This is a genomic window from Thioclava sp. F1Mire-8 (genome assembly GCF_002213165.1).
GTDB classification, from domain to species: Bacteria; Pseudomonadota; Alphaproteobacteria; order Rhodobacterales; family Rhodobacteraceae; genus Thioclava; species Thioclava nitratireducens.
Map to the genome: position 1 here is coordinate 1,418,784 of NZ_NBNY01000001.1, position 16,799 is coordinate 1,435,582.

21 protein-coding genes are annotated in these 16,799 nt (G+C 63.1%); 7 read left to right on the plus strand and 14 right to left on the minus strand.

Features of this window, described 5'->3' with window-relative positions:
• The first annotated feature begins 94 nt into the window (after window positions 1-94).
• Complete coding sequence (locus B6V75_RS18620; RefSeq protein WP_166504559.1) at window positions 95-256, plus strand: hypothetical protein; 162 nt, start codon at window positions 95-97, stop codon at window positions 254-256.
• Between the two features lie 31 nt (window positions 257-287).
• Here the strand turns inward: B6V75_RS18620 and B6V75_RS06480 are convergent, their stop codons facing one another.
• On the minus strand, window positions 288-494 hold the full coding sequence (locus B6V75_RS06480) for a zinc-finger domain-containing protein (RefSeq protein WP_075776178.1): 207 nt from the start codon (window positions 492-494) through the stop codon (window positions 288-290).
• A gap of 81 nt (window positions 495-575) precedes the next feature.
• Between B6V75_RS06480 and B6V75_RS06485 the strand changes: the two genes are divergently transcribed.
• Window positions 576-1,508 (plus strand): ABC transporter ATP-binding protein, encoded by a 933-nt coding sequence (locus B6V75_RS06485; RefSeq protein WP_075776179.1) that lies wholly within the window; start codon window positions 576-578, stop codon window positions 1,506-1,508.
• Here the strand turns inward: B6V75_RS06485 and B6V75_RS06490 are convergent.
• The 11 genes from B6V75_RS06490 to B6V75_RS06535 form a co-directional block, all read right to left on the minus strand.
• Window positions 1,505-2,362, minus strand: coding sequence for a DUF1989 domain-containing protein (locus B6V75_RS06490; protein ID WP_088719082.1), 858 nt, complete (start codon window positions 2,360-2,362; stop codon window positions 1,505-1,507). The two genes, B6V75_RS06485 and B6V75_RS06490, sit on opposite strands and share 4 nt — an antisense overlap.
• 118 nt (window positions 2,363-2,480) lie before the next feature.
• Window positions 2,481-2,657, minus strand: a complete 177-nt coding sequence (locus B6V75_RS18625) for a hypothetical protein (RefSeq protein ID WP_168174448.1) — start codon at window positions 2,655-2,657, stop codon at window positions 2,481-2,483.
• Between the two features lie 190 nt (window positions 2,658-2,847).
• On the minus strand, window positions 2,848-3,624 hold the full coding sequence (locus B6V75_RS06495) for a succinate dehydrogenase iron-sulfur subunit (protein ID WP_075776181.1): 777 nt from the start codon (window positions 3,622-3,624) through the stop codon (window positions 2,848-2,850).
• 17 nt (window positions 3,625-3,641) lie between these two features.
• Window positions 3,642-3,929: a hypothetical protein gene (locus B6V75_RS06500; protein WP_088719083.1), complete on the minus strand. Its 288-nt coding sequence runs from the start codon at window positions 3,927-3,929 to the stop codon at window positions 3,642-3,644.
• Entirely contained in the window at window positions 3,929-5,734 is a 1,806-nt protein-coding gene (sdhA, locus tag B6V75_RS06505; RefSeq protein WP_088719084.1) for a succinate dehydrogenase flavoprotein subunit, read from the minus strand. Before sdhA ends, B6V75_RS06500 begins: the two co-directional genes overlap by 1 nt.
• 15 nt (window positions 5,735-5,749) lie before the next feature.
• Window positions 5,750-6,142, minus strand: a complete 393-nt coding sequence (locus tag B6V75_RS06510) for a succinate dehydrogenase, hydrophobic membrane anchor protein (RefSeq protein ID WP_075776184.1) — start codon at window positions 6,140-6,142, stop codon at window positions 5,750-5,752.
• A gap of 11 nt (window positions 6,143-6,153) precedes the next feature.
• On the minus strand, window positions 6,154-6,543 hold the full coding sequence (gene sdhC / locus B6V75_RS06515) for a succinate dehydrogenase, cytochrome b556 subunit (protein WP_075776227.1): 390 nt from the start codon (window positions 6,541-6,543) through the stop codon (window positions 6,154-6,156).
• Between the two features lie 255 nt (window positions 6,544-6,798).
• A complete protein-coding gene (locus tag B6V75_RS06520; protein WP_075776185.1) occupies window positions 6,799-7,833 on the minus strand; it encodes a MaoC family dehydratase in 1,035 nt (344 codons plus the stop codon).
• Window positions 7,833-8,036 carry a DUF1737 domain-containing protein gene (locus B6V75_RS06525; protein ID WP_075776186.1) on the minus strand — a complete coding sequence of 68 codons (204 nt, stop codon included), beginning with the start codon at window positions 8,034-8,036 and terminating at the stop codon, window positions 7,833-7,835. Before B6V75_RS06525 ends, B6V75_RS06520 begins: the two co-directional genes overlap by 1 nt.
• Before the next feature lies 1 nt (window position 8,037).
• Window positions 8,038-8,589 carry an NnrU family protein gene (locus B6V75_RS06530; RefSeq protein WP_088719085.1) on the minus strand — a complete coding sequence of 184 codons (552 nt, stop codon included), beginning with the start codon at window positions 8,587-8,589 and terminating at the stop codon, window positions 8,038-8,040.
• Window positions 8,590-8,601: 12 nt separating this feature from the next.
• Window positions 8,602-9,474: a CoA ester lyase gene (locus B6V75_RS06535; protein WP_088719086.1), complete on the minus strand. Its 873-nt coding sequence runs from the start codon at window positions 9,472-9,474 to the stop codon at window positions 8,602-8,604.
• Between the two features lie 164 nt (window positions 9,475-9,638).
• Between B6V75_RS06535 and B6V75_RS06540 the strand changes: the two genes are divergently transcribed.
• A complete protein-coding gene (locus B6V75_RS06540) occupies window positions 9,639-9,971 on the plus strand; it encodes a hypothetical protein (protein WP_075776188.1) in 333 nt (110 codons plus the stop codon).
• Window positions 9,972-9,982: 11 nt separating this feature from the next.
• On the opposite strand, the gene B6V75_RS06545 is transcribed toward B6V75_RS06540, so the two are convergent.
• On the minus strand, window positions 9,983-10,729 hold the full coding sequence (locus B6V75_RS06545; protein ID WP_346393643.1) for a sulfite exporter TauE/SafE family protein: 747 nt from the start codon (window positions 10,727-10,729) through the stop codon (window positions 9,983-9,985).
• A 237-nt stretch (window positions 10,730-10,966) separates the two neighbouring features.
• On the opposite strand from B6V75_RS06545, the gene mdh reads away from it, so the two are divergent.
• Window positions 10,967-11,929, plus strand: a complete 963-nt coding sequence (mdh, locus tag B6V75_RS06550) for a malate dehydrogenase (RefSeq protein WP_075776189.1) — start codon at window positions 10,967-10,969, stop codon at window positions 11,927-11,929.
• Window positions 11,930-11,998: 69 nt separating this feature from the next.
• The gene (locus tag B6V75_RS06555) at window positions 11,999-13,258 is read left to right on the plus strand and encodes a hypothetical protein (RefSeq protein ID WP_088719087.1); all 1,260 of its coding nucleotides are present in this window, start codon (window positions 11,999-12,001) and stop codon (window positions 13,256-13,258) included.
• On the opposite strand, the gene B6V75_RS06560 is transcribed toward B6V75_RS06555, so the two are convergent.
• Window positions 13,245-14,309 carry a glycosyltransferase family 2 protein gene (locus B6V75_RS06560; protein WP_088719088.1) on the minus strand — a complete coding sequence of 355 codons (1,065 nt, stop codon included), beginning with the start codon at window positions 14,307-14,309 and terminating at the stop codon, window positions 13,245-13,247. The genes B6V75_RS06555 and B6V75_RS06560 overlap by 14 nt on opposite strands.
• Window positions 14,310-14,544: 235 nt before the next feature.
• Between B6V75_RS06560 and sucC the strand changes: the two genes are divergently transcribed.
• Both sucC and sucD read left to right on the plus strand, forming a co-directional pair.
• On the plus strand, window positions 14,545-15,738 hold the full coding sequence (sucC, locus tag B6V75_RS06565) for an ADP-forming succinate--CoA ligase subunit beta (protein WP_075776192.1): 1,194 nt from the start codon (window positions 14,545-14,547) through the stop codon (window positions 15,736-15,738).
• 5 nt (window positions 15,739-15,743) lie between these two features.
• A complete protein-coding gene (gene sucD / locus B6V75_RS06570; RefSeq protein ID WP_075776193.1) occupies window positions 15,744-16,631 on the plus strand; it encodes a succinate--CoA ligase subunit alpha in 888 nt (295 codons plus the stop codon).
• The last annotated feature ends 168 nt before the right edge of the window (window positions 16,632-16,799 follow it).

Here is a 16,799-nt window from a genome sequence, read left to right on the forward strand (position 1 = left end):
GGCTGGTCTCCCGCACCGAGCGATACGCGTGGCGCCCCTTGCCAGGGCCCCCGAAATCCCCCATTTCAAGCGGCAACCGTAAAGGATTTGAGCTATGGACTATTCCAAGATGGGCGGCGCGAAGCCGCCGAAGAACACGCCCAAACATGCCGAGCATAACGCCTACGGCACCGACAAGACGCCTTTCAGCAAGAAGGACCCGAAGGCTGCGCTGCTTGAACGCATGAAACGCGCGGCACAGAAAAAGGACGGCTGAACGCCGTCCTTCCCTGTCGACTCACACAGGTTCAGTGATCGTCATGCGCGTGATCGCGGTCGATCACGTATTTCTTGTCGCAATAGCCGCATTCGACGAAACCGGTGTCCCGCGGGATCGACAGCCAAACGCGCGGATGGCCGAGTGCCCCCTCGCCGCCGTCGCAGGCAACCTTCCAGGTGGTGACGACCTCGGTCTCGGGTGCGTCGGGGGCATTGGGCGAATGGGTGGCAGTCATGGATGCTCCGTATATATAAGGCACGAAAACCGCGCCCTGAAATCTGGGCTTCATTCTAGCAATCGCGAAAGGCGGGGCAAGTTGGAACAGCAGGCAATCGAAGTCACCGGGCTGCGCAAAACCTATGCAGGCGGCAAGAAGCAGGCACCGAAAGAAGCACTGAAGGGGCTCGACCTGTCGATCCCTGCGGGGTCGATCTTCGGGCTTCTCGGCCCGAACGGGGCGGGCAAGTCGACGCTGATCAACATTCTTGCCGGGCTGGTGAAGAAAACCGACGGGCGCGTCGTGATCTGGGGTTTCGATCAGGACGTGAACCCGCGCCAGTCGCGCGCCGCGATCGGGGTGATGCCGCAGGAGCTGAACATGGACCCGTTCTTCACGCCCCGCGCGGCGCTGGAGATGCAGGCGGGCCTCTATGGCGTGCCGAAATCCGAGCGCTGGACGGACGAGATTCTCGAACTGGTGGGCCTGTCGGACAAGGCCGAGGCTTATGCGCGCAACCTCTCGGGCGGGATGAAGCGGCGTCTGCTGCTTGCCAAAGCGCTGGTACATCGCCCGCAGATCCTCGTGCTGGACGAGCCGACCGCAGGCGTCGATATCGAGCTGCGCGCGATGCTCTGGCGCAATGTCCGCAAGCTCAATGAGCAGGGCATGACGATCATCCTGACCACGCACTACCTCGAGGAAGCCGAGGAAATGTGCGACGAGATCGCGATCATCAACAACGGCGAACTGATCGTGCGCGACACCACGCCGAACCTTCTCAAGCGGATGGACCGCAAGGCGCTGGTGGTGGAGCCGCGCAACGAAGTCACGAAAGAGATTCGGCTTCCCGAAGGCGTCACGCTCGAGACCCGCGCGGGCGGACAGATGGCATTTTCCTACTCGCGCAACGAGACCTCGGCAGAGGATATCCTCGACGCGCTGCGCGTCGCCGGGGTCGAGATTCGCGACATCGCGAGCGAACAGCCGGGCCTCGAGGAAGTCTTCGTCTCGCTGACCTCGAACCGTTAAAGCCCGTGGCTGCGCTCGTAGGCGTTGGGCGCGGGCGGCGCCCAACCTTCGGGCGCTGATTTCGGGCGGTAGATTTCCACGCCCAGCGGGTAACATGCAGCCGTGTCCGAGCTGTGCTCGGCTGAACAATCCCCGCCCGGGCACGCCGACAGAACGCCCAGCAAATCGGTCTCTGCGAAGAATTCGAGATAATCACCGGGCCGGACCGGGCTCGCCTTCATGAAATACTGCCCGGTGTCGCGGGTGAAGCCGGTGCACATGAAGACGTTGAGCACGTCATGCACCAGCGCCTCCGCCTCTTGCAGAGGCAGATCACGGGCCGCGGCCAGCGCACGGGTCAGGTTCGAATGGCAGCAATGGTGATACTGTCCGCCATCGGACAGCAGGCAATGCGTATAAGGATCGCAGCGCGTGCCGATCACGTCATGGACCGAGCCACCGAATGCGTCGATGCCATACCAGTCGAGCGTATCCTCGGTAATCGTCGCCAGCGGGCGCATCGTCGGAAAGCCGGACCACAGCCGGTCGCCGCGGCTCAGATGCGTGCCATGCAGCGCGCGTGTCTTTCCGGAATAGAACCGCTCGGACAGGTCCGCCGAGAACAAATTCAGATCACCCACCTGCGGCCCCTCGACCGAAGCGATGCGGAAGAAATGTCCGGCGGGCACGTCGAAGGCCAGCGCCTCGCGCGGGGGCACTCGCAGGTCGGCGATCTTGTCCCAGTTCCCGCGCACGGCGCGATAGGCGGACAGGTCCGGCGCGGGCAGCGCGTCCGTCGGGTAACAGATCACCGGCGCGATATCGCGGCGGGTTTGGGCGTCTTCGGGCGAGGCGTGCTCGGGCGTCGGATGCATGGGGCTCCCTCCTTGTCGCGCCCACTCTGCCCTGCCCCGCCCAGGAGCGAAAGGCGCAAAGAAAAACCCCGGCGAAGAGCCGGGGCAGTCACGACGGAACTATTCGGGAGGTCACCGCTCAAGCCGCGGTGTAATACTCGTACATCAGCTCGACCGCTTCGAGACCGGTGGTCTCTTCAGATTTCGCGGCCGGGGTGAACACAGGGGCGGATTTCTCCGGGGTGTAGTAGGCCAGATGCTCTTCGGCCACTTGAACCGGTTGCGCCCCTTTGGGGAATTTGACGATGTCGACCATGGAACTCTCTCCAGTCACGTTTCGAGTTCCTCCCTGCCACCCGATTTAGGGATTTTCGCGGGGATTCAAACCCAAAATGCTGCAACCGCGATATGCATTTGCCGCAACGCAGCGAAAAGGGCGGCTCGCGCCGCCCTTTCTACTATCTGCTGGGGGTGAGCCAGAGGCAGGCCCCAATATATGCGTCGGATCAGACGACCCGGTTGACCTGCATCCGCTTGATCTCGGCGATCGCTTTCGCCGGGTTCAGACCTTTCGGGCAGGTCTTGGTGCAGTTCATGATCGTGTGGCAACGATAGAGCTTGAAGGGGTCTTCGAGCTGATCGAGGCGCTCTGCCGTCGCTTCGTCGCGCGAGTCGATGATCCAGCGATAGGCGTGCAGCAGCGCTGCCGGGCCGAGATACTTGTCGCCGTTCCACCAGTAGCTCGGGCACGAGGTCGAGCACGAGGCGCACATGACGCACTCATACAGACCGTCCAGCTTCTTGCGGTCTTCGATCGACTGGCGCCATTCCTTCTCGGGACGGTTCGTCTTGGTCTCGAGCCAGGGCATGATCGACGCGTGCTGGGCGTAGAACATGGTCAGGTCGGGGATCAGGTCTTTCACCACCGGCATATGCGGCAGCGGGTAGATCTTCACGTCGCCCTTGATCTCGTCGAGACCGTAGATACAGGCCAGCGTATTGATCCCGTCGATGTTCATCGCACAGGAACCGCAGATGCCTTCGCGGCAGGAGCGGCGGAAGGTCAGCGTCGGGTCGATCTCGTTCTTGATCTTCAAGAGCGCGTCGAGAACCATCGGCCCGCACTTGTCCATGTCGATGAAATACGTGTCAAGACGCGGGTTCTCCCCGGTATCCGGGTCCCAGCGATAGATCTGGAACTTGCGGATATTCTTGCCATCCGGCTTCGGCCAGGTCTTGCCGACGCGGATCTTGGAATTCTTCGGAAGCGTGAACTGAACCATGGTTGGTCCCCTTTCCGTCAGTACGAATAGAGCGGCCGCGTGGGCATTCGGCCGGATTTTCTGTAAACGCAGGAGTCGTAGGCCGCGGACGGGTCGCCCTGCACCGAGGCGCCGATATTCATCTCGACCTTCAACTTCGAGCTGAAGCCGCTATTGGTGACGCCCATGCCCGCCTCGCCCGTGATGGGCGGCTTGGGCGCGAACTGGGCATAGCACTGGCGCTCGGCCTGCTCGACCGGGATAGGGGCGCAGGCGGCAAGGCCAAGCCCTGCCGCAAGAAGCCCATATGCCGGCGCGTGACGCATCAATAGACCCGCTTCTTCGGCGCGATCTTCTTGATCTCGATCCCGCCCTGATCCTCGGGGGTCAGCGGGTCCATGTGGACCGGGCGGAAGGTCAGATCGACGTTCGCGCCGTCGACATGCATGATCGAGTGCTTGCGCCAGTTGGTGTCGTCGCGATCGGGATAATCCTCGTGAGCATGTGCACCACGGGATTCCTTGCGTGCCTCGGCGCCCACGATGGTCGCCAGCGCGTTCGGCATCAGGTTCTCGAGTTCCAGCGTTTCCATCAGGTCCGAGTTCCAGATCAGCGACCGGTCCGTGACCTTGAGATCGTCGAGCTTGGCGGCAACCGCCTTCATCTTCTCGACCCCCTCGGCCAGCGTCTTGTCCGTCCGGAACACCGCCGCATCCGCCTGCATCGTGCGCTGCATCTCGTCGCGCAGCGCCGCAGTGGGCGTGCCGCCATCGGCGTAGCGCACCTTGTCGAAGCGCTCGAAGATGGCGTCGATCTTGGCTTTCGGGATGTCCGGGTTCGACGCGTTGGGATCGACGACCTCGCCGGCGCGGATCGCGGCGGCACGACCGAAGACCACGAGGTCGATCAGCGAGTTGGAGCCCAGGCGGTTCGCACCGTGCACAGAGGCCGAACCCGCCTCGCCCACGGCCATCAGGCCGGGCACGATCGCATCGGGATCGCCCTCTTTCGGGTTGATGACCTCGCCGTGGTAGTTCGTCGGAATACCGCCCATGTTGTAGTGCACGGTCGGCAGAACCGGGATCGGCTCTTTCGTGACGTCGACGCCGGCGAAGATTTTCGCCGATTCCGAGATACCCGGCAGGCGCTCGGCCAGAGCTTCCGGCGGAAGGTGGCTGAGGTTGAGGAAGATGTGGTCCTTGTGCTCACCCACGCCGCGGCCTTCGCGGATCTCCATGGTCATGCAGCGCGACACCACGTCGCGCGACGCCAGATCCTTGTAGGTCGGCGCGTAACGCTCCATGAAGCGCTCGCCTTCGGAGTTGGTCAGGTAACCACCCTCGCCGCGGGCGCCTTCGGTGATCAGGCAGCCCGAACCGTAGATGCCGGTCGGGTGGAACTGCACGAATTCCATGTCCTGCAGCGCGAGACCGGCCCGCGCGACCATGCCGCCACCGTCGCCGGTGCAGGTATGGGCCGAGGTCGCCGAGAAATAGGCGCGACCGTAACCGCCGGTCGCCAGCACCACCATCTTCGCGTTGAAGACGTGCATTGTGCCGTCGTCGAGCTTCCAGCAGACGACGCCCTGACACTGCCCGTCATCGGACATGATCAGGTCGATCGCGAAATACTCGATGTAGAACTCTGCGTTGTTCTTCAGCGACTGACCGTAGAGCGTGTGCAGGATCGCGTGACCGGTGCGGTCCGCGGCGGCACAGGTGCGCTGCACGGGCGGGCCTTCACCGTATTCGGTGGTGTGGCCGCCGAAGGGACGCTGATAGATCTTGCCCTCTTCGGTGCGCGAGAACGGCACGCCATAGTGCTCGAGCTCGTAGACGGCCTTGGGGGCGTGGCGCGCGAGATATTCCATCGCGTCGTTGTCGCCGAGCCAGTCCGAGCCCTTGATCGTGTCGTACATATGCCACTGCCAGCTGTCCGGGCCCATGTTGCCCAAGCTGGCGGCGATGCCGCCCTGTGCGGCGACCGTGTGCGAGCGGGTCGGGAAGACCTTGGTCACGCAGGCGGTGCGCAGGCCCTGTTCGGCCATGCCGAGCGTGGCGCGCAGACCCGAGCCACCGGCGCCGACCACGACCACGTCGTAATTATGCGTTTCGTATTCGTAAGCAGCCATTATCTCGTCCCGTTATCAGTTGCCCAGCAGAAGGCCGATGAAGACCATCTTGCCGAGTGCATAGAGTGCGGTCGCCATGATCACGTAAGCCAGCGAATGCATCGCGATCTTGGTGGCCTTCGCGGCGGTGCCGTGGATGTAGTCCTCGATCCAGATCTCGGTGCCCTTCGCGAAGTGGCGCATGCCGACGATCACGACCAGCGCGGTCAGGATGGCCGGAAAGGGCTTCGAGAACGTGGTGATCACGGTCTGCTGGTCCGCACCCAGAGTGGTACCTACGATGTAGAGCCAGGTCGGGATCATGAAGGCGAGAGCCACGGCCGAGGCCGACATCCACCAGTGATGCTCGGGGCCAGTGCCCGAGGCGCCCTTGCCCACGGCGCGCTTGCGGTCGGTGAGGTAACGCATGAGGGCCTCCGTCAGAATTGGATGATGATGAGGGTCAGCACGGTCAGCACGACCGAACCGATGGTGCAGATCCAGCCGAGCATCTCGGCGGATTTGATATCCATGTATTTGCCCGCATCGAAGATCAGGTGCCGGATGCCGGCGAGGTAGTGATACCAGACGCCCAGCAGCGACAGGGTGAAGACGAGATCGCCAAACCACGAGGTCGCGATCGCGTTCACGAAATTGAAGTAATCGGGGCTGGTCGCGGCGGCGAGGAGCCACCAGACGAGCAGCAGAACGCCCACGATGATGCCGTTGCCCGTGATCCGCGTCATGATCGACGAGAAGGAGGTCATCTGCGGACGGTAGATTTGAAGGTGCGGGGAAAGCGGACGCTCAACCTGTTTCGCTTCAGCCATGATCGGTCCCTTTTCGCTGGGCTCGGCGCTCTCGTCGGCCTCGATCGGAGGCACGCGCTGGCGCGGAGCTGGCCGGAATTGGCTCTTTTACTAGCGTAATTTTCTCCCAAGTCACGGGGGGCAAGGTTGAAAACATGTCATTTGCGCGTAAAGAGCGGCGAAAAATTCGCTTTGTGATCACATAAATTCTGTGCGTGATCACATGTTAACGCTCCCGGGCGCCCTGCCCCCGGGCGTGAGTCTCTCGGGCGGCGATCAGATCGGCATCAGAGCCCAGTAGTCGAGGTCGAGCAGCACCTCGGGGAGATATTTGCCGTCTTCTCCCTTATAGCCGAACTCCGGCGCGCCCTGTTTCACGGCGACCAGACGCAGACGGATCGCGCCGACGCCAGGCGCGCCTGTCTCGGCCTTGTCGAGCACTTCCGACCACGCTTTCACCGTATCGCCCGAGAAGCACGGGTTGGCATGCGCCCCGGCATTGAGCGCCACGATCAACTGGGCGTTCGCCAGTCCGTTGAAGGACAGCGCGCGCGCCATGGAGATGACATGCCCGCCATAGATCAGGCGCCGGCCATCGGCACGGAAGGTCGCGTCGAAATGCACCTTGGCGGTGTTCTGCCACAGGCGCGTGGCGATCATGTGCTCGGCTTCCTCGATGGTCACCCCGTCCACATGGTCGATTTTTTCGCCGATCTCGTAATCGCCCCAACGATGCGGCTCGCCCGCCAGATCGAAATCATAATCCTCGAAGCTCAGCCCCTCGGGGATCACCAGATCCTCCGGCGCCACGACCGATGCCAGATCGGGCAGCACGGTCTCGGGCGCGGGCGCGTCCAGATCGCCTTTGCGCACCATCACCCAACGGACATATTCCAGCACAACCTCACCCGCCTGGTTCAGACCGCGGGTGCGGACATAGACCACGCCTGACTTGCCGTTGGAGTTCTGCTTGACCCCGATCACCTCGGATTCCGAGCGCAGCGTGTCGCCCGGATAGACCGGCTTCAGCCAGCGCCCTTCCGCATAGCCGAGATTGGCCACCGCGTTGAGCGACACGTCCGGCACCGTCTTGCCGAAGACGACGTGGAAGGCGATCAGATCGTCGAGAGGCGAGCCATCCAACCCGCAGGCCGCCGCGAATTCGTCCGAGGAATAGAGCGCATGCCGCGCCGGGTAGAGAGCGTGATACAGTGCACGCTCACCTTCCGCGACGGTGCGCGGGACGGCGTGACGGATCACGTCGCCCAGCTTGTAGTCCTCGAAGAAACGGCCCGGATTGGTTTTGCCCATTATTGCTCTCCCAGCTTCATGTCGGGGTGATACTCACCCTCGATCTCCTTGGTCACGGCCTGGGCACAGCGCATCACGCCATTCGCATGATCGTAGGCATATTGCGGATCGCCATGCAGCACCCAGCCCTTGGACAGCGCAAGGCTGACCTTGTGACAGAAGGCCGAGGTGTCTTCCTCGGTCAGAAGGCGGTAGATTTTCATGTTAGGCTCCGAACGGGTTGTGACCGAACCAGATGTGGATCATCGCGATCAGGCCGAAGACGACGATCGTGCCGACGATGCCGCCGATCTCCTTGCCGACTTTCACCTCGGGCGTGACTTTCGCGGGCTTCGTCTTCTTGTTGATCAGGATGACCTCCACCACGGCCCAGGCGAGCAGACCGCCGAACAGGATGATCCCCGGCAGGGTCGGGTTGACCAGCAGGTGCGCCACGGCCCAGGTCTTCACCGCAGTCAGCTGCGGGTGGCGAATCTTGCCGCTGAGCCAGAGCTTCATGCCCGAGACCGCGAACAGGTAGACCGCGAAGAGCATCAGCAGGTTGTTGATCCCCTTGAGCGCCGCGTTCGGCGTCCAGAGGTAGAAGACCGGATCGCTTGCGCGCCAGCCGACGAACATCAGAACGAGGCTGATCAGGACGAGAGCGGCGACCATCGGACGCTCGGCCCCTTTGAGCGCGCGCCGGAAGCCCGGAAAGATCCGTTTTGCCAGATGTGCGAGCGACCAGATCAGGACGCCGAGGATGAGTAATGTCATTGCGATTGCCTCTTAGCTGCCAAGCGCGGCAATCGCCTCCGCTTTGGCGAGGACTTGCCGCGCCGTGACGATATGCAGATTTTCGACGATCTTTCCATCCACGACCGCGACACCCTGCCCCGCTTCCTCGGCTTCCTCGAAGGCAGCGATCTGGCGTCGGGCGAGGTCGATCTCGGCATCGGAAGGGGCGAAGGCCGCATTGCAGACCTCGAGTTGCGCGGGGTGTATCAGCGTCTTGCCGTCGAAGCCCATGTCGCGCCCCTGTTCGCATTCGGCCTTGAGGCCCTCGTCATCCCTGAAGGCGTTATAGACGCCGTCGACGATGATCTTGCCATGCGCTTTCGCGGCGAGAAGGCACAGGCCCAGCCCCGTCTGCATCGGCAGGCGATCGGCGCGGAAGCGGCTCCCGAGTTCCTTCGCTAGATCGTTGGTGCCCATCACCATGCCTTCGAGCCGCGGATGCGCCGCGATATCGCCCGCGTTGAGCATCCCCAGCGCGGTCTCCATCATCGCCCAGAGCGGCACGCTCTGAATGAGATCGGCCACCGCGATAAGATCGGCGGGCGTGGAGACTTTCGGGATCAGGATCGCATCGACCTTGGCGCCTGCGCGGATCGCGTCGGCAAAGGCCAGCACATCCTCGCGCCCCCATTCGGTGTCGAGCCCGTTGACCCGCACGATCTTCATGCGCGGGCCGTAATCGACCTCGGTCAGCGTCTTCGCAAGGAGCGCGCGCGCATTGACCTTCTCGTCGATCGCCACCGCGTCTTCGAGGTCGAAGATGATCGCGTCACAGGCAAGCCCGGTGGCCTTTTCCAGCGCACGCTGTTTCGAGCCGGGAATGTAGAGCACGGAACGGGTCGGGCGGGCCATTTGATTCTCCATCTCGCAATTTTCTTTCGCCAGATCGCACGAATGGGACAGAATCGGCAAGGCCAGATTTGCCGCATCGCAGAAAAATCACAACTGCCGACATCGCGCAGCGCCATCGTAAAGCTTTCTTGACAGCTGGACCGTCACTCTCGGATGATGCTTTCAGAGGGATCAAAATGCTGAACAAAACTTATGTGCTCACGCTCGGCCTGGCCGCAGCGATCGGCTTCGCTCAGGCTGCTTTCGGTGAGACGCGGGATCCGTCTGATCCGTCGCGCGCCTGTGGCAAGCGAGACGAGATCGTGGCCAATCTCGAAGCGAAATATCACGAGAGCCGCCGCATGGTGGCGCTCTCCGCAAATAACTCCGTGCTGGAAATTTTCGCGGCGGAGGCGGGCAACTGGACGATCATCGTCACCCCGGCGGATGGCGTGAGCTGCCTGATCGCCTCGGGCGAGGCATTCGAGGAACTCGACGGGAAACTTCCGCAGAAGGACGCGGCGCTTTAAACGCCGCCCCCTCAGTTCATGAGCGCTTGCTGGATCAGCTTCAGCGAGATTAGCAGGAGTGCCCAGATCACGACCTTGAAGAAGATTTCAGTGGGCATCCGCTTGACCAACCAGACGCCGAGGAACACCGAAGCCGAGGCCGGTATCGCCAGGATCAACGCGGTGCCGATGCTGCCCCAGCTTACTTCGCCAAGCGCGATATAAGGCCCGAGCTTCGCGAGATTGACATAGGAGAACAGGATCGTCGCCGTCCCCGCGAATACCTGCTTTGGCAGGTTCAGCGGGATCGTGTAGGCTTGGTAGGGCGGCGCGCCGGAATGGCTGACGAAACTGGTGATGCCCGCGATCGTGCCCCAGAACAGGCCCGGCGCGACCCGCGCTTCCTGCCGCGCACCATGCCGATGCCGGAACAGCGCGTTCACCGCGAAAACAGCGCCGATCACGCCGACCATCAAGGTCACCCAGCGTTCGGGCACGATCTCTGCGGTGGCCCAGCCGATACCGATACCGAAGGTCGCCGACGGGATCAGGATCGCCAGCACACGCCGGTCGTAATGCTTGCGATATGCCCAGAGGCCGAACATGTCCGCGATGATATAAACAGGCAGCAACAGGCCCGCGGCCGCGATCGGGTCCATCACGATCGCCAGCACCGGGACCGAGATCGAGGTTGCCATAGGAACGCCACCCTTCGACAGGCCCACCATGACGGCGGCGAAGACCGCCAAGGCCCAGCCGAGCGTTCCCAAATCCATCATCGCTTGCCCCTCTTCCCGCGGGCGCAGAGAATCGCCCTGCCCCGGTCGGTCCTCTTGCTGGCATGGCGCGCCGGGAAACGGAACCTCGCGCAGGCGGATGCGCGCCGCGGGTGGGGCAGTTTCTGCATACGAGTGCATACAAGCAGCCTCGCCGCAGCGCAGCACCCTTGCCCTTTGCGAGCCAAAGAGCTACTCCACCCGCGATCTATTTTCCAATCCATCCACCCGGAGGACCAAATGGCCAGACCCAAGATCGCCCTTATCGGCGCCGGCCAGATCGGCGGCACGCTCGCCCATCTCGCCGCCATCAAGGAACTCGGTGACGTCGTTCTGTTCGATATCGCCGAAGGTACGCCGCAGGGCAAAGCGCTCGACATCGCGGAGTCGGGCCCGGCGGAAGGCTTCGACGGCTCCTTCAAGGGCACCAACGATTACGCCGATATCGCGGGCGCGGATGTCTGCATCGTGACCGCTGGCGTTCCGCGCAAGCCGGGCATGAGCCGCGACGATCTGCTCGGCATCAACCTCAAGGTGATGAAATCGGTCGGCGAGGGCATTGCAGCCCACGCGCCCGACGCCTTCGTCATCTGCATCACCAACCCGCTCGACGCGATGGTCTGGGCGCTGCAGCAATTCTCCGGCCTGCCGGCACAGAAGGTCGTCGGCATGGCGGGCGTTCTGGACTCGGCACGTTTCCGTCACTTCCTGTCGCTGGAATTCGGCGTCTCGATGCGCGACGTGAACGCGTTCGTGCTCGGCGGCCACGGCGACACGATGGTGCCGCTCGCCCGTTACTCGACCGTTGGCGGCATCCCGCTGCCCGACCTCGTGCAGATGGGCTGGACCACGCAGGAGAAACTCGACGCGATCATTCAGCGCACCCGTGACGGCGGCGCCGAGATCGTGGGCCTCCTGAAGACCGGTTCGGCCTTCTACGCCCCGGCCACCTCGGCGATCGAGATGGCGGAAGCCTACCTGAAAGACCAGAAGCGCGTCCTGCCCTGCGCCGCTTACGTCAAAGGCGCGCTCGGCCTCGACGGTCTCTATGTCGGCGTGCCGACCGTGATCGGCGCCAAGGGCATCGAGAAGGTCATCGACATCAAGCTCAACAAGGACGAGCAGGCGATGTTCGACAAGTCGGTCGATGCGGTGAAAGGTCTCGTGGAAGCCTGCAAGGGTATCGACAGCACGCTCGCTTGATCGAAATACAGGACTGATCCAATCTTGGGGCGCGCCTTTGTCGGCGCGCCCTTTGTTTTGGAGAGTGCCATGTGTTCCGCCCGTCTCGTCACGTGTTTCGTCGCCTTGCTCGCCGTTTCACCGATTGCCGCCCATGCGCAGGACGGGCCGGTCACCGCCAAGATCACGCGCAGCGATGCGCCTGCCGTCGATCCGATCTCGGCAAGGATCGGGGCGGAGGGGATCGCGGCTGTGCTGGCCGATCTGAAATCGCGGGACGCGCTCGCGCCGAAGCATCGCTTCGCGCTGGCGGGGCTGGAGTTCCTCGCAAGTCTCGAAGCCGCAACGCGATGGCAGATGGAGGCCGGCGCCGCCCGTGTGCTGATGCCCTTAATCGGCAACGTCCCCGGCGACAGCGCCGCGCCGCGCGAAACCTTTACCGCCGATGCGGTCACGCGCGAAAGCGAGGCCCTGATCGCCGAGATGGATCGGGCGAGATCCGCGCTCGACGGTGTGGCCGATGGGCCGGAGTTCGGTCTTGCGATCGACCTGAACGACCTCTGGTTCGATCTGGATGGCAATGGCGCGCGCGATGACGGCGAGTCGGCGGTGACAATTCTGCGCGGCGTCTTCATGCCGCGCGCACCGGAGACCGAAGCCGCGGAGGCTCGGATCGTGCGCTTCGACAATGCGGATGCGGCTTGGCTTTCCGCCTATACCCATCTGATCTCGGGCGCCGGCGAGTTGACCCTCGCCTTCGATCCTGAGCCGGCGATCGCGCGGGTGTTGGAAACCTACGCGAAACTCGTGGAAGCGCAGGAGAAAGCCGCCAGCGCGGGTCAATTCAGTTCGATGGACGGGCTGAGGATTTTCAGCTTCGTCGACCCGGCGGCTGCGCTTCTCGACATGCTCCACCAGCAACCCGACCCGCAACACACCCGCGCCGCGCGGGATCATTGGCTGGCAATGATTGCGGATAACCGGCAGTTCTGGGACCTTGCCGAAGCCGAGACCGACAATCAGGCGGAGTGGATTCCGAGCGACGCGCAGGATCAGGCGCTTGACGTCGAGTTTCCCGACCGTCTTGGCGAGACATGGCGGGGCGTGCTGAGCGATGGCGAGGCGCTCCTGACGAGCGAAAAGTCCTTCCCCTTCTGGCGCGTGCCGATCGGGGTCGATCTGGGCGCGTGGCTCGAAGACCCCGCGCCGTTGCCGTTGACCGGGGTCGTTCAGGGCTGGGCGCTCGATCCCTATTTCACCGACGCTCCGATGCTGACGCCCGAGAACTGGACGCGCTTTTCGCGGTTGGTCGGCAGCCGGACAGGCTTGATGATGTTCATGCTGAACTGACGAGCGGCTCCGGATCGAAGCCGAATTCGTCCTTTAGGCGAGCGATCAGCTCGGCCTCATGGAGAAGCAGCGCATGGTCGAACGACGCGGGCGAAAGGTCCACCTTGTCGCCAAAAAGCGCGCGCGTTTCGGCCGCGATCTTCACGTCCGGGCGGATCAGCAGCTCGTGGGCCTCCAACTCGGCTGCCTCGTAGTCGCGCATCCCCTGCACCTCCCACCAGAGCGCCTTCAGCTCGGCGGGATCGGCGGCGCGCTCAGCGGCTTCGGCGAACTGCGCCTTGCGGGACCCGACATAGGGCACGGGTTGCCCCTTCACCTTGGTCGTGGCGCGGCGCAGCATCTTGAGGATGAAGTGCAATGGCGTCAGCCCATCGAAATGCATCAACCGCCCATTATAGCTGGGTCTGTAAGGCAAATCGTTTTCCTTACTGTCCCAGTCTTTCAGCGGGTAGTGCACCCCGATCGCATAGCCCCGCCCGGCGCGCACGACGGGCTTCCCTGCGAGATGACCCGCGAGACCTTTCTTCAGAAAGCGCGCGCGGAAGCCGTAGAACATCAGCCCGTCATCCTGAAACCCGTCCCAGCGCCGCCGGAACACGCCGCTGAAAATATCCGGGCCGGGTTTGCGGTCGAGATAGCAGCGCTCGTCGACTTCGAGACGCAGCCACGCTTTCTGTTCGCCTGTTTTCGCCAGTTCCCATTCGAGCGGGCGCACGAGGCTCACGAACTCATCCGCGTCGCAATGGATCATCCAATCGAGCTCGGTCTCGGTCAGCGCGCGGGTCGCGTTGTATTTCTGGCGGCCCTGATGGCGTGCGGGACGTTTCCGGCGCCAGCTGCGCTCCCAATCGTCATCGCCGGAATGGTGGATGAAGGCGCCCTCGACCGGCGCGAGCAGCGCCTCGGCCTCCGGGTTCGGGCGGTCGAAGAAGACGTGGACCTCGCTGGCGCCGATGCTCAGATGATGCGCGACATAGGCGGCCAACAGCGCAGCCGGTTCGTCCACCGTCGCCACCACGCCCCAGCGCGGCATATCTTGCCCTTGCGTCATCTGAATTCGATCCCTGCCAATGCGCTCAGCGCAGATAGGTTCAATTAACCGAGTCGTGCCAGTGCACCCATGCCACAGCGCAGCATTTTCCGATTTGTGATCACACCTTTCCGCCCTGTGATCACATATGTCGCTTTTTCCGGGCGAGTGGGGCAGATTGTCGCGATTTCGGTTTGTCCCCCCGGCTTAAGCGCCTAGAACCCCCTCAAATCGCACCAGCATGGGGTATCCAAGGATGAATATCCACGAATATCAGGCCAAACAGCTTCTCAAGAGCTATGGCGCACCGGTCTCGGACGGCCGTGTCGTCCTCAAGGCCGAAGAAGCGAAGACCGCAGCCAGCGAACTCGATGGTCCGCTCTGGGTCGTCAAGGCGCAGATCCACGCCGGTGGCCGCGGCAAGGGCCACTTCAAGGAAGCCGAAGCCGGCGAAAAGGGCGGTGTCCGCCTGGCCAAATCGGTCGAAGAGGCTGAAACGCTCGCCAAGCAGATGCTCGGCAAGACGCTCGTGACGCACCAGACCGGCCCGGCGGGCAAGCAGGTCAACCGCATCTACATCGAAGACGGCTCCGACATCGAGCGCGAACTGTATCTCGCGCTGCTCGTCGACCGCGTGACCTCGCGCGTCTCGATCGTGGCCTCCACCGAAGGCGGCATGGACATCGAGGAAGTCGCGGCGAACACCCCCGACAAGATCCTCAGCTTCTCGATCGACCCGGCGACCGGCTACCAGCCGTTCCACGGCCGCCGCGTCGCCTTCTCGCTCGGCCTCGAAGGCCCGCAGGTGAAGCAGATGGTCGGCCTTCTCGGCAAGCTCTACCAAGCCTTCATCGAGAAGGACATGGAGATGCTCGAGATCAACCCGCTGATCGTCATGACCGACGGCAACCTCAAGGTGCTCGACGCCAAGCTCGGCTTCGACGGCAACGCCGTCTACCGCCACTCGGACATCGCCGCCCTGCGCGACGAGACCGAAGAAGACAGCAAAGAGCTCGAAGCGTCGAAATACGACCTCAACTACATCGCGCTCGACGGTGAGATCGGCTGCATGGTGAACGGCGCTGGCCTCGCAATGGCCACGATGGACATCATCAAGCTCTACGGTGCAGAGCCCGCGAACTTCCTCGACGTCGGCGGTGGCGCCACGAAAGAGAAAGTGACCGAAGCGTTCAAGATCATCACCTCGGACAAGAACGTCAAAGGCATCCTCGTGAACATCTTCGGCGGCATCATGCGCTGCGACATCATCGCCGAAGGTGTGATCGCTGCGGTGAAGGAAGTCGGCCTCGAAGTGCCGCTGGTCGTCCGCCTCGAGGGCACCAACGTCGAAAAAGGCAAGGAAATCATCGCGAATTCCGGCCTGAACGTCATCGCCGCCGACAACCTGTCGGATGGCGCAGAGAAAATCGTCAAAGCGGTGAAAGGCTAAGAATCATGGCAGTTCTCGTCAACGAAAACACCAAGGTCATCTGCCAGGGCTTCACCGGCTCGCAGGGCACCTTCCACTCCGAGCAGGCAATCGCGTACGGCACCAAGATGGTCGGCGGCGTGACCCCCGGCAAAGGCGGCCAGGAGCATCTCGGCCTGCCGGTCTTCAACTCGGTCCACGAGGCGAAAGCCAAGACCGAAGCGAACGCCTCGGTGATCTACGTTCCGCCGCCCTTCGCGGCTGACTCGATCCTCGAAGCGATCGACGCGGAAATGGAACTGATCGTCTGCATCACCGAGGGGATCCCGGTCCTCGACATGATGAAGGTCAAGCGCGCGCTGATCGACTCCAAGTCGCGTCTGATCGGCCCGAACTGCCCCGGTGTCATCACCCCCGACGCCTGCAAGATCGGCATCATGCCCGGCCACATCCACAAGCGTGGTTCGGTCGGCGTCGTGTCGCGCTCGGGCACGCTGACCTACGAGGCGGTCAAGCAGACCACCGATATGGGTCTGGGCCAGTCCTCGGCCGTCGGCATCGGCGGTGACCCGATCAAGGGCACCGAGCATATCGACGTGCTCGACATGTTCCTCGACGATCCGGAAACGGAATCGATCATCATGATCGGTGAGATCGGTGGTTCGGCGGAAGAAGAAGCCGCGGAATTCCTCGCCGAGCAGAAGAAAAAAGGCCGTTGGAAGCCGACCGCTGGCTTCATCGCCGGCCGCACGGCCCCTCCCGGCCGCCGCATGGGCCACGCCGGCGCGATCGTCGCGGGCGGCAAAGGCGATGCGGAATCGAAGATCGAGGCTATGAAGTCGGCCGGTATCGTCGTCGCTGACAGCCCTGCCACGCTGGGCGAAGCGGTGATGAAAGCGATCAAGGGCGAATAAGCCCTCTCGAAACTGGCAGGGTCGCGGCGCACGCGGCCCTGCATCCAGACCAAGGAAAGGACCGGACCCATGTCGCTGCGGATCGCACGGCGCGCCTCCCTCCCCGTTTCGGGGACGGTCGCATGCGCCCTGCTCGAAAGCAGCGACGGGGGCCGGTCTTCTTCTGCG

Bases quoted from the DNA above. Each gene is read 5' to 3' on its own strand.
- B6V75_RS06480 (WP_075776178.1), bottom strand. From the start codon at position 494: ATGACTGCCACCCATTCGCCCAATGCCCCCGACGCACCCGAGACCGAG.
- B6V75_RS06525 (WP_075776186.1), bottom strand. From the start codon at position 8,036: ATGAAAATCTACCGCCTTCTGACCGAGGAAGACACCTCGGCCTTCTGT.
- sucD (WP_075776193.1), top strand. From the start codon at position 15,744: ATGGCAGTTCTCGTCAACGAAAACACCAAGGTCATCTGCCAGGGCTTC.
- sucC (WP_075776192.1), top strand. From the start codon at position 14,545: ATGAATATCCACGAATATCAGGCCAAACAGCTTCTCAAGAGCTATGGC.
- B6V75_RS06540 (WP_075776188.1), top strand. From the start codon at position 9,639: ATGCTGAACAAAACTTATGTGCTCACGCTCGGCCTGGCCGCAGCGATC.
- B6V75_RS06535 (WP_088719086.1), bottom strand. From the start codon at position 9,474: ATGGAGAATCAAATGGCCCGCCCGACCCGTTCCGTGCTCTACATTCCC.
- B6V75_RS18625 (WP_168174448.1), bottom strand. From the start codon at position 2,657: ATGGTCGACATCGTCAAATTCCCCAAAGGGGCGCAACCGGTTCAAGTG.
- sdhC (WP_075776227.1), bottom strand. From the start codon at position 6,543: ATGGCTGAAGCGAAACAGGTTGAGCGTCCGCTTTCCCCGCACCTTCAA.
- B6V75_RS06555 (WP_088719087.1), top strand. From the start codon at position 11,999: ATGTGTTCCGCCCGTCTCGTCACGTGTTTCGTCGCCTTGCTCGCCGTT.
- B6V75_RS06560 (WP_088719088.1), bottom strand. From the start codon at position 14,309: ATGACGCAAGGGCAAGATATGCCGCGCTGGGGCGTGGTGGCGACGGTG.
- B6V75_RS06530 (WP_088719085.1), bottom strand. From the start codon at position 8,589: ATGACATTACTCATCCTCGGCGTCCTGATCTGGTCGCTCGCACATCTG.
- B6V75_RS06490 (WP_088719082.1), bottom strand. From the start codon at position 2,362: ATGCATCCGACGCCCGAGCACGCCTCGCCCGAAGACGCCCAAACCCGC.
- B6V75_RS06495 (WP_075776181.1), bottom strand. From the start codon at position 3,624: ATGGTTCAGTTCACGCTTCCGAAGAATTCCAAGATCCGCGTCGGCAAG.
- mdh (WP_075776189.1), top strand. From the start codon at position 10,967: ATGGCCAGACCCAAGATCGCCCTTATCGGCGCCGGCCAGATCGGCGGC.
- sdhA (WP_088719084.1), bottom strand. From the start codon at position 5,734: ATGGCTGCTTACGAATACGAAACGCATAATTACGACGTGGTCGTGGTC.
- B6V75_RS18620 (WP_166504559.1), top strand. From the start codon at position 95: ATGGACTATTCCAAGATGGGCGGCGCGAAGCCGCCGAAGAACACGCCC.
- B6V75_RS06545 (WP_346393643.1), bottom strand. From the start codon at position 10,729: ATGATGGATTTGGGAACGCTCGGCTGGGCCTTGGCGGTCTTCGCCGCC.
- B6V75_RS06510 (WP_075776184.1), bottom strand. From the start codon at position 6,142: ATGCGTTACCTCACCGACCGCAAGCGCGCCGTGGGCAAGGGCGCCTCG.
- B6V75_RS06520 (WP_075776185.1), bottom strand. From the start codon at position 7,833: ATGGGCAAAACCAATCCGGGCCGTTTCTTCGAGGACTACAAGCTGGGC.
- B6V75_RS06500 (WP_088719083.1), bottom strand. From the start codon at position 3,929: ATGCGTCACGCGCCGGCATATGGGCTTCTTGCGGCAGGGCTTGGCCTT.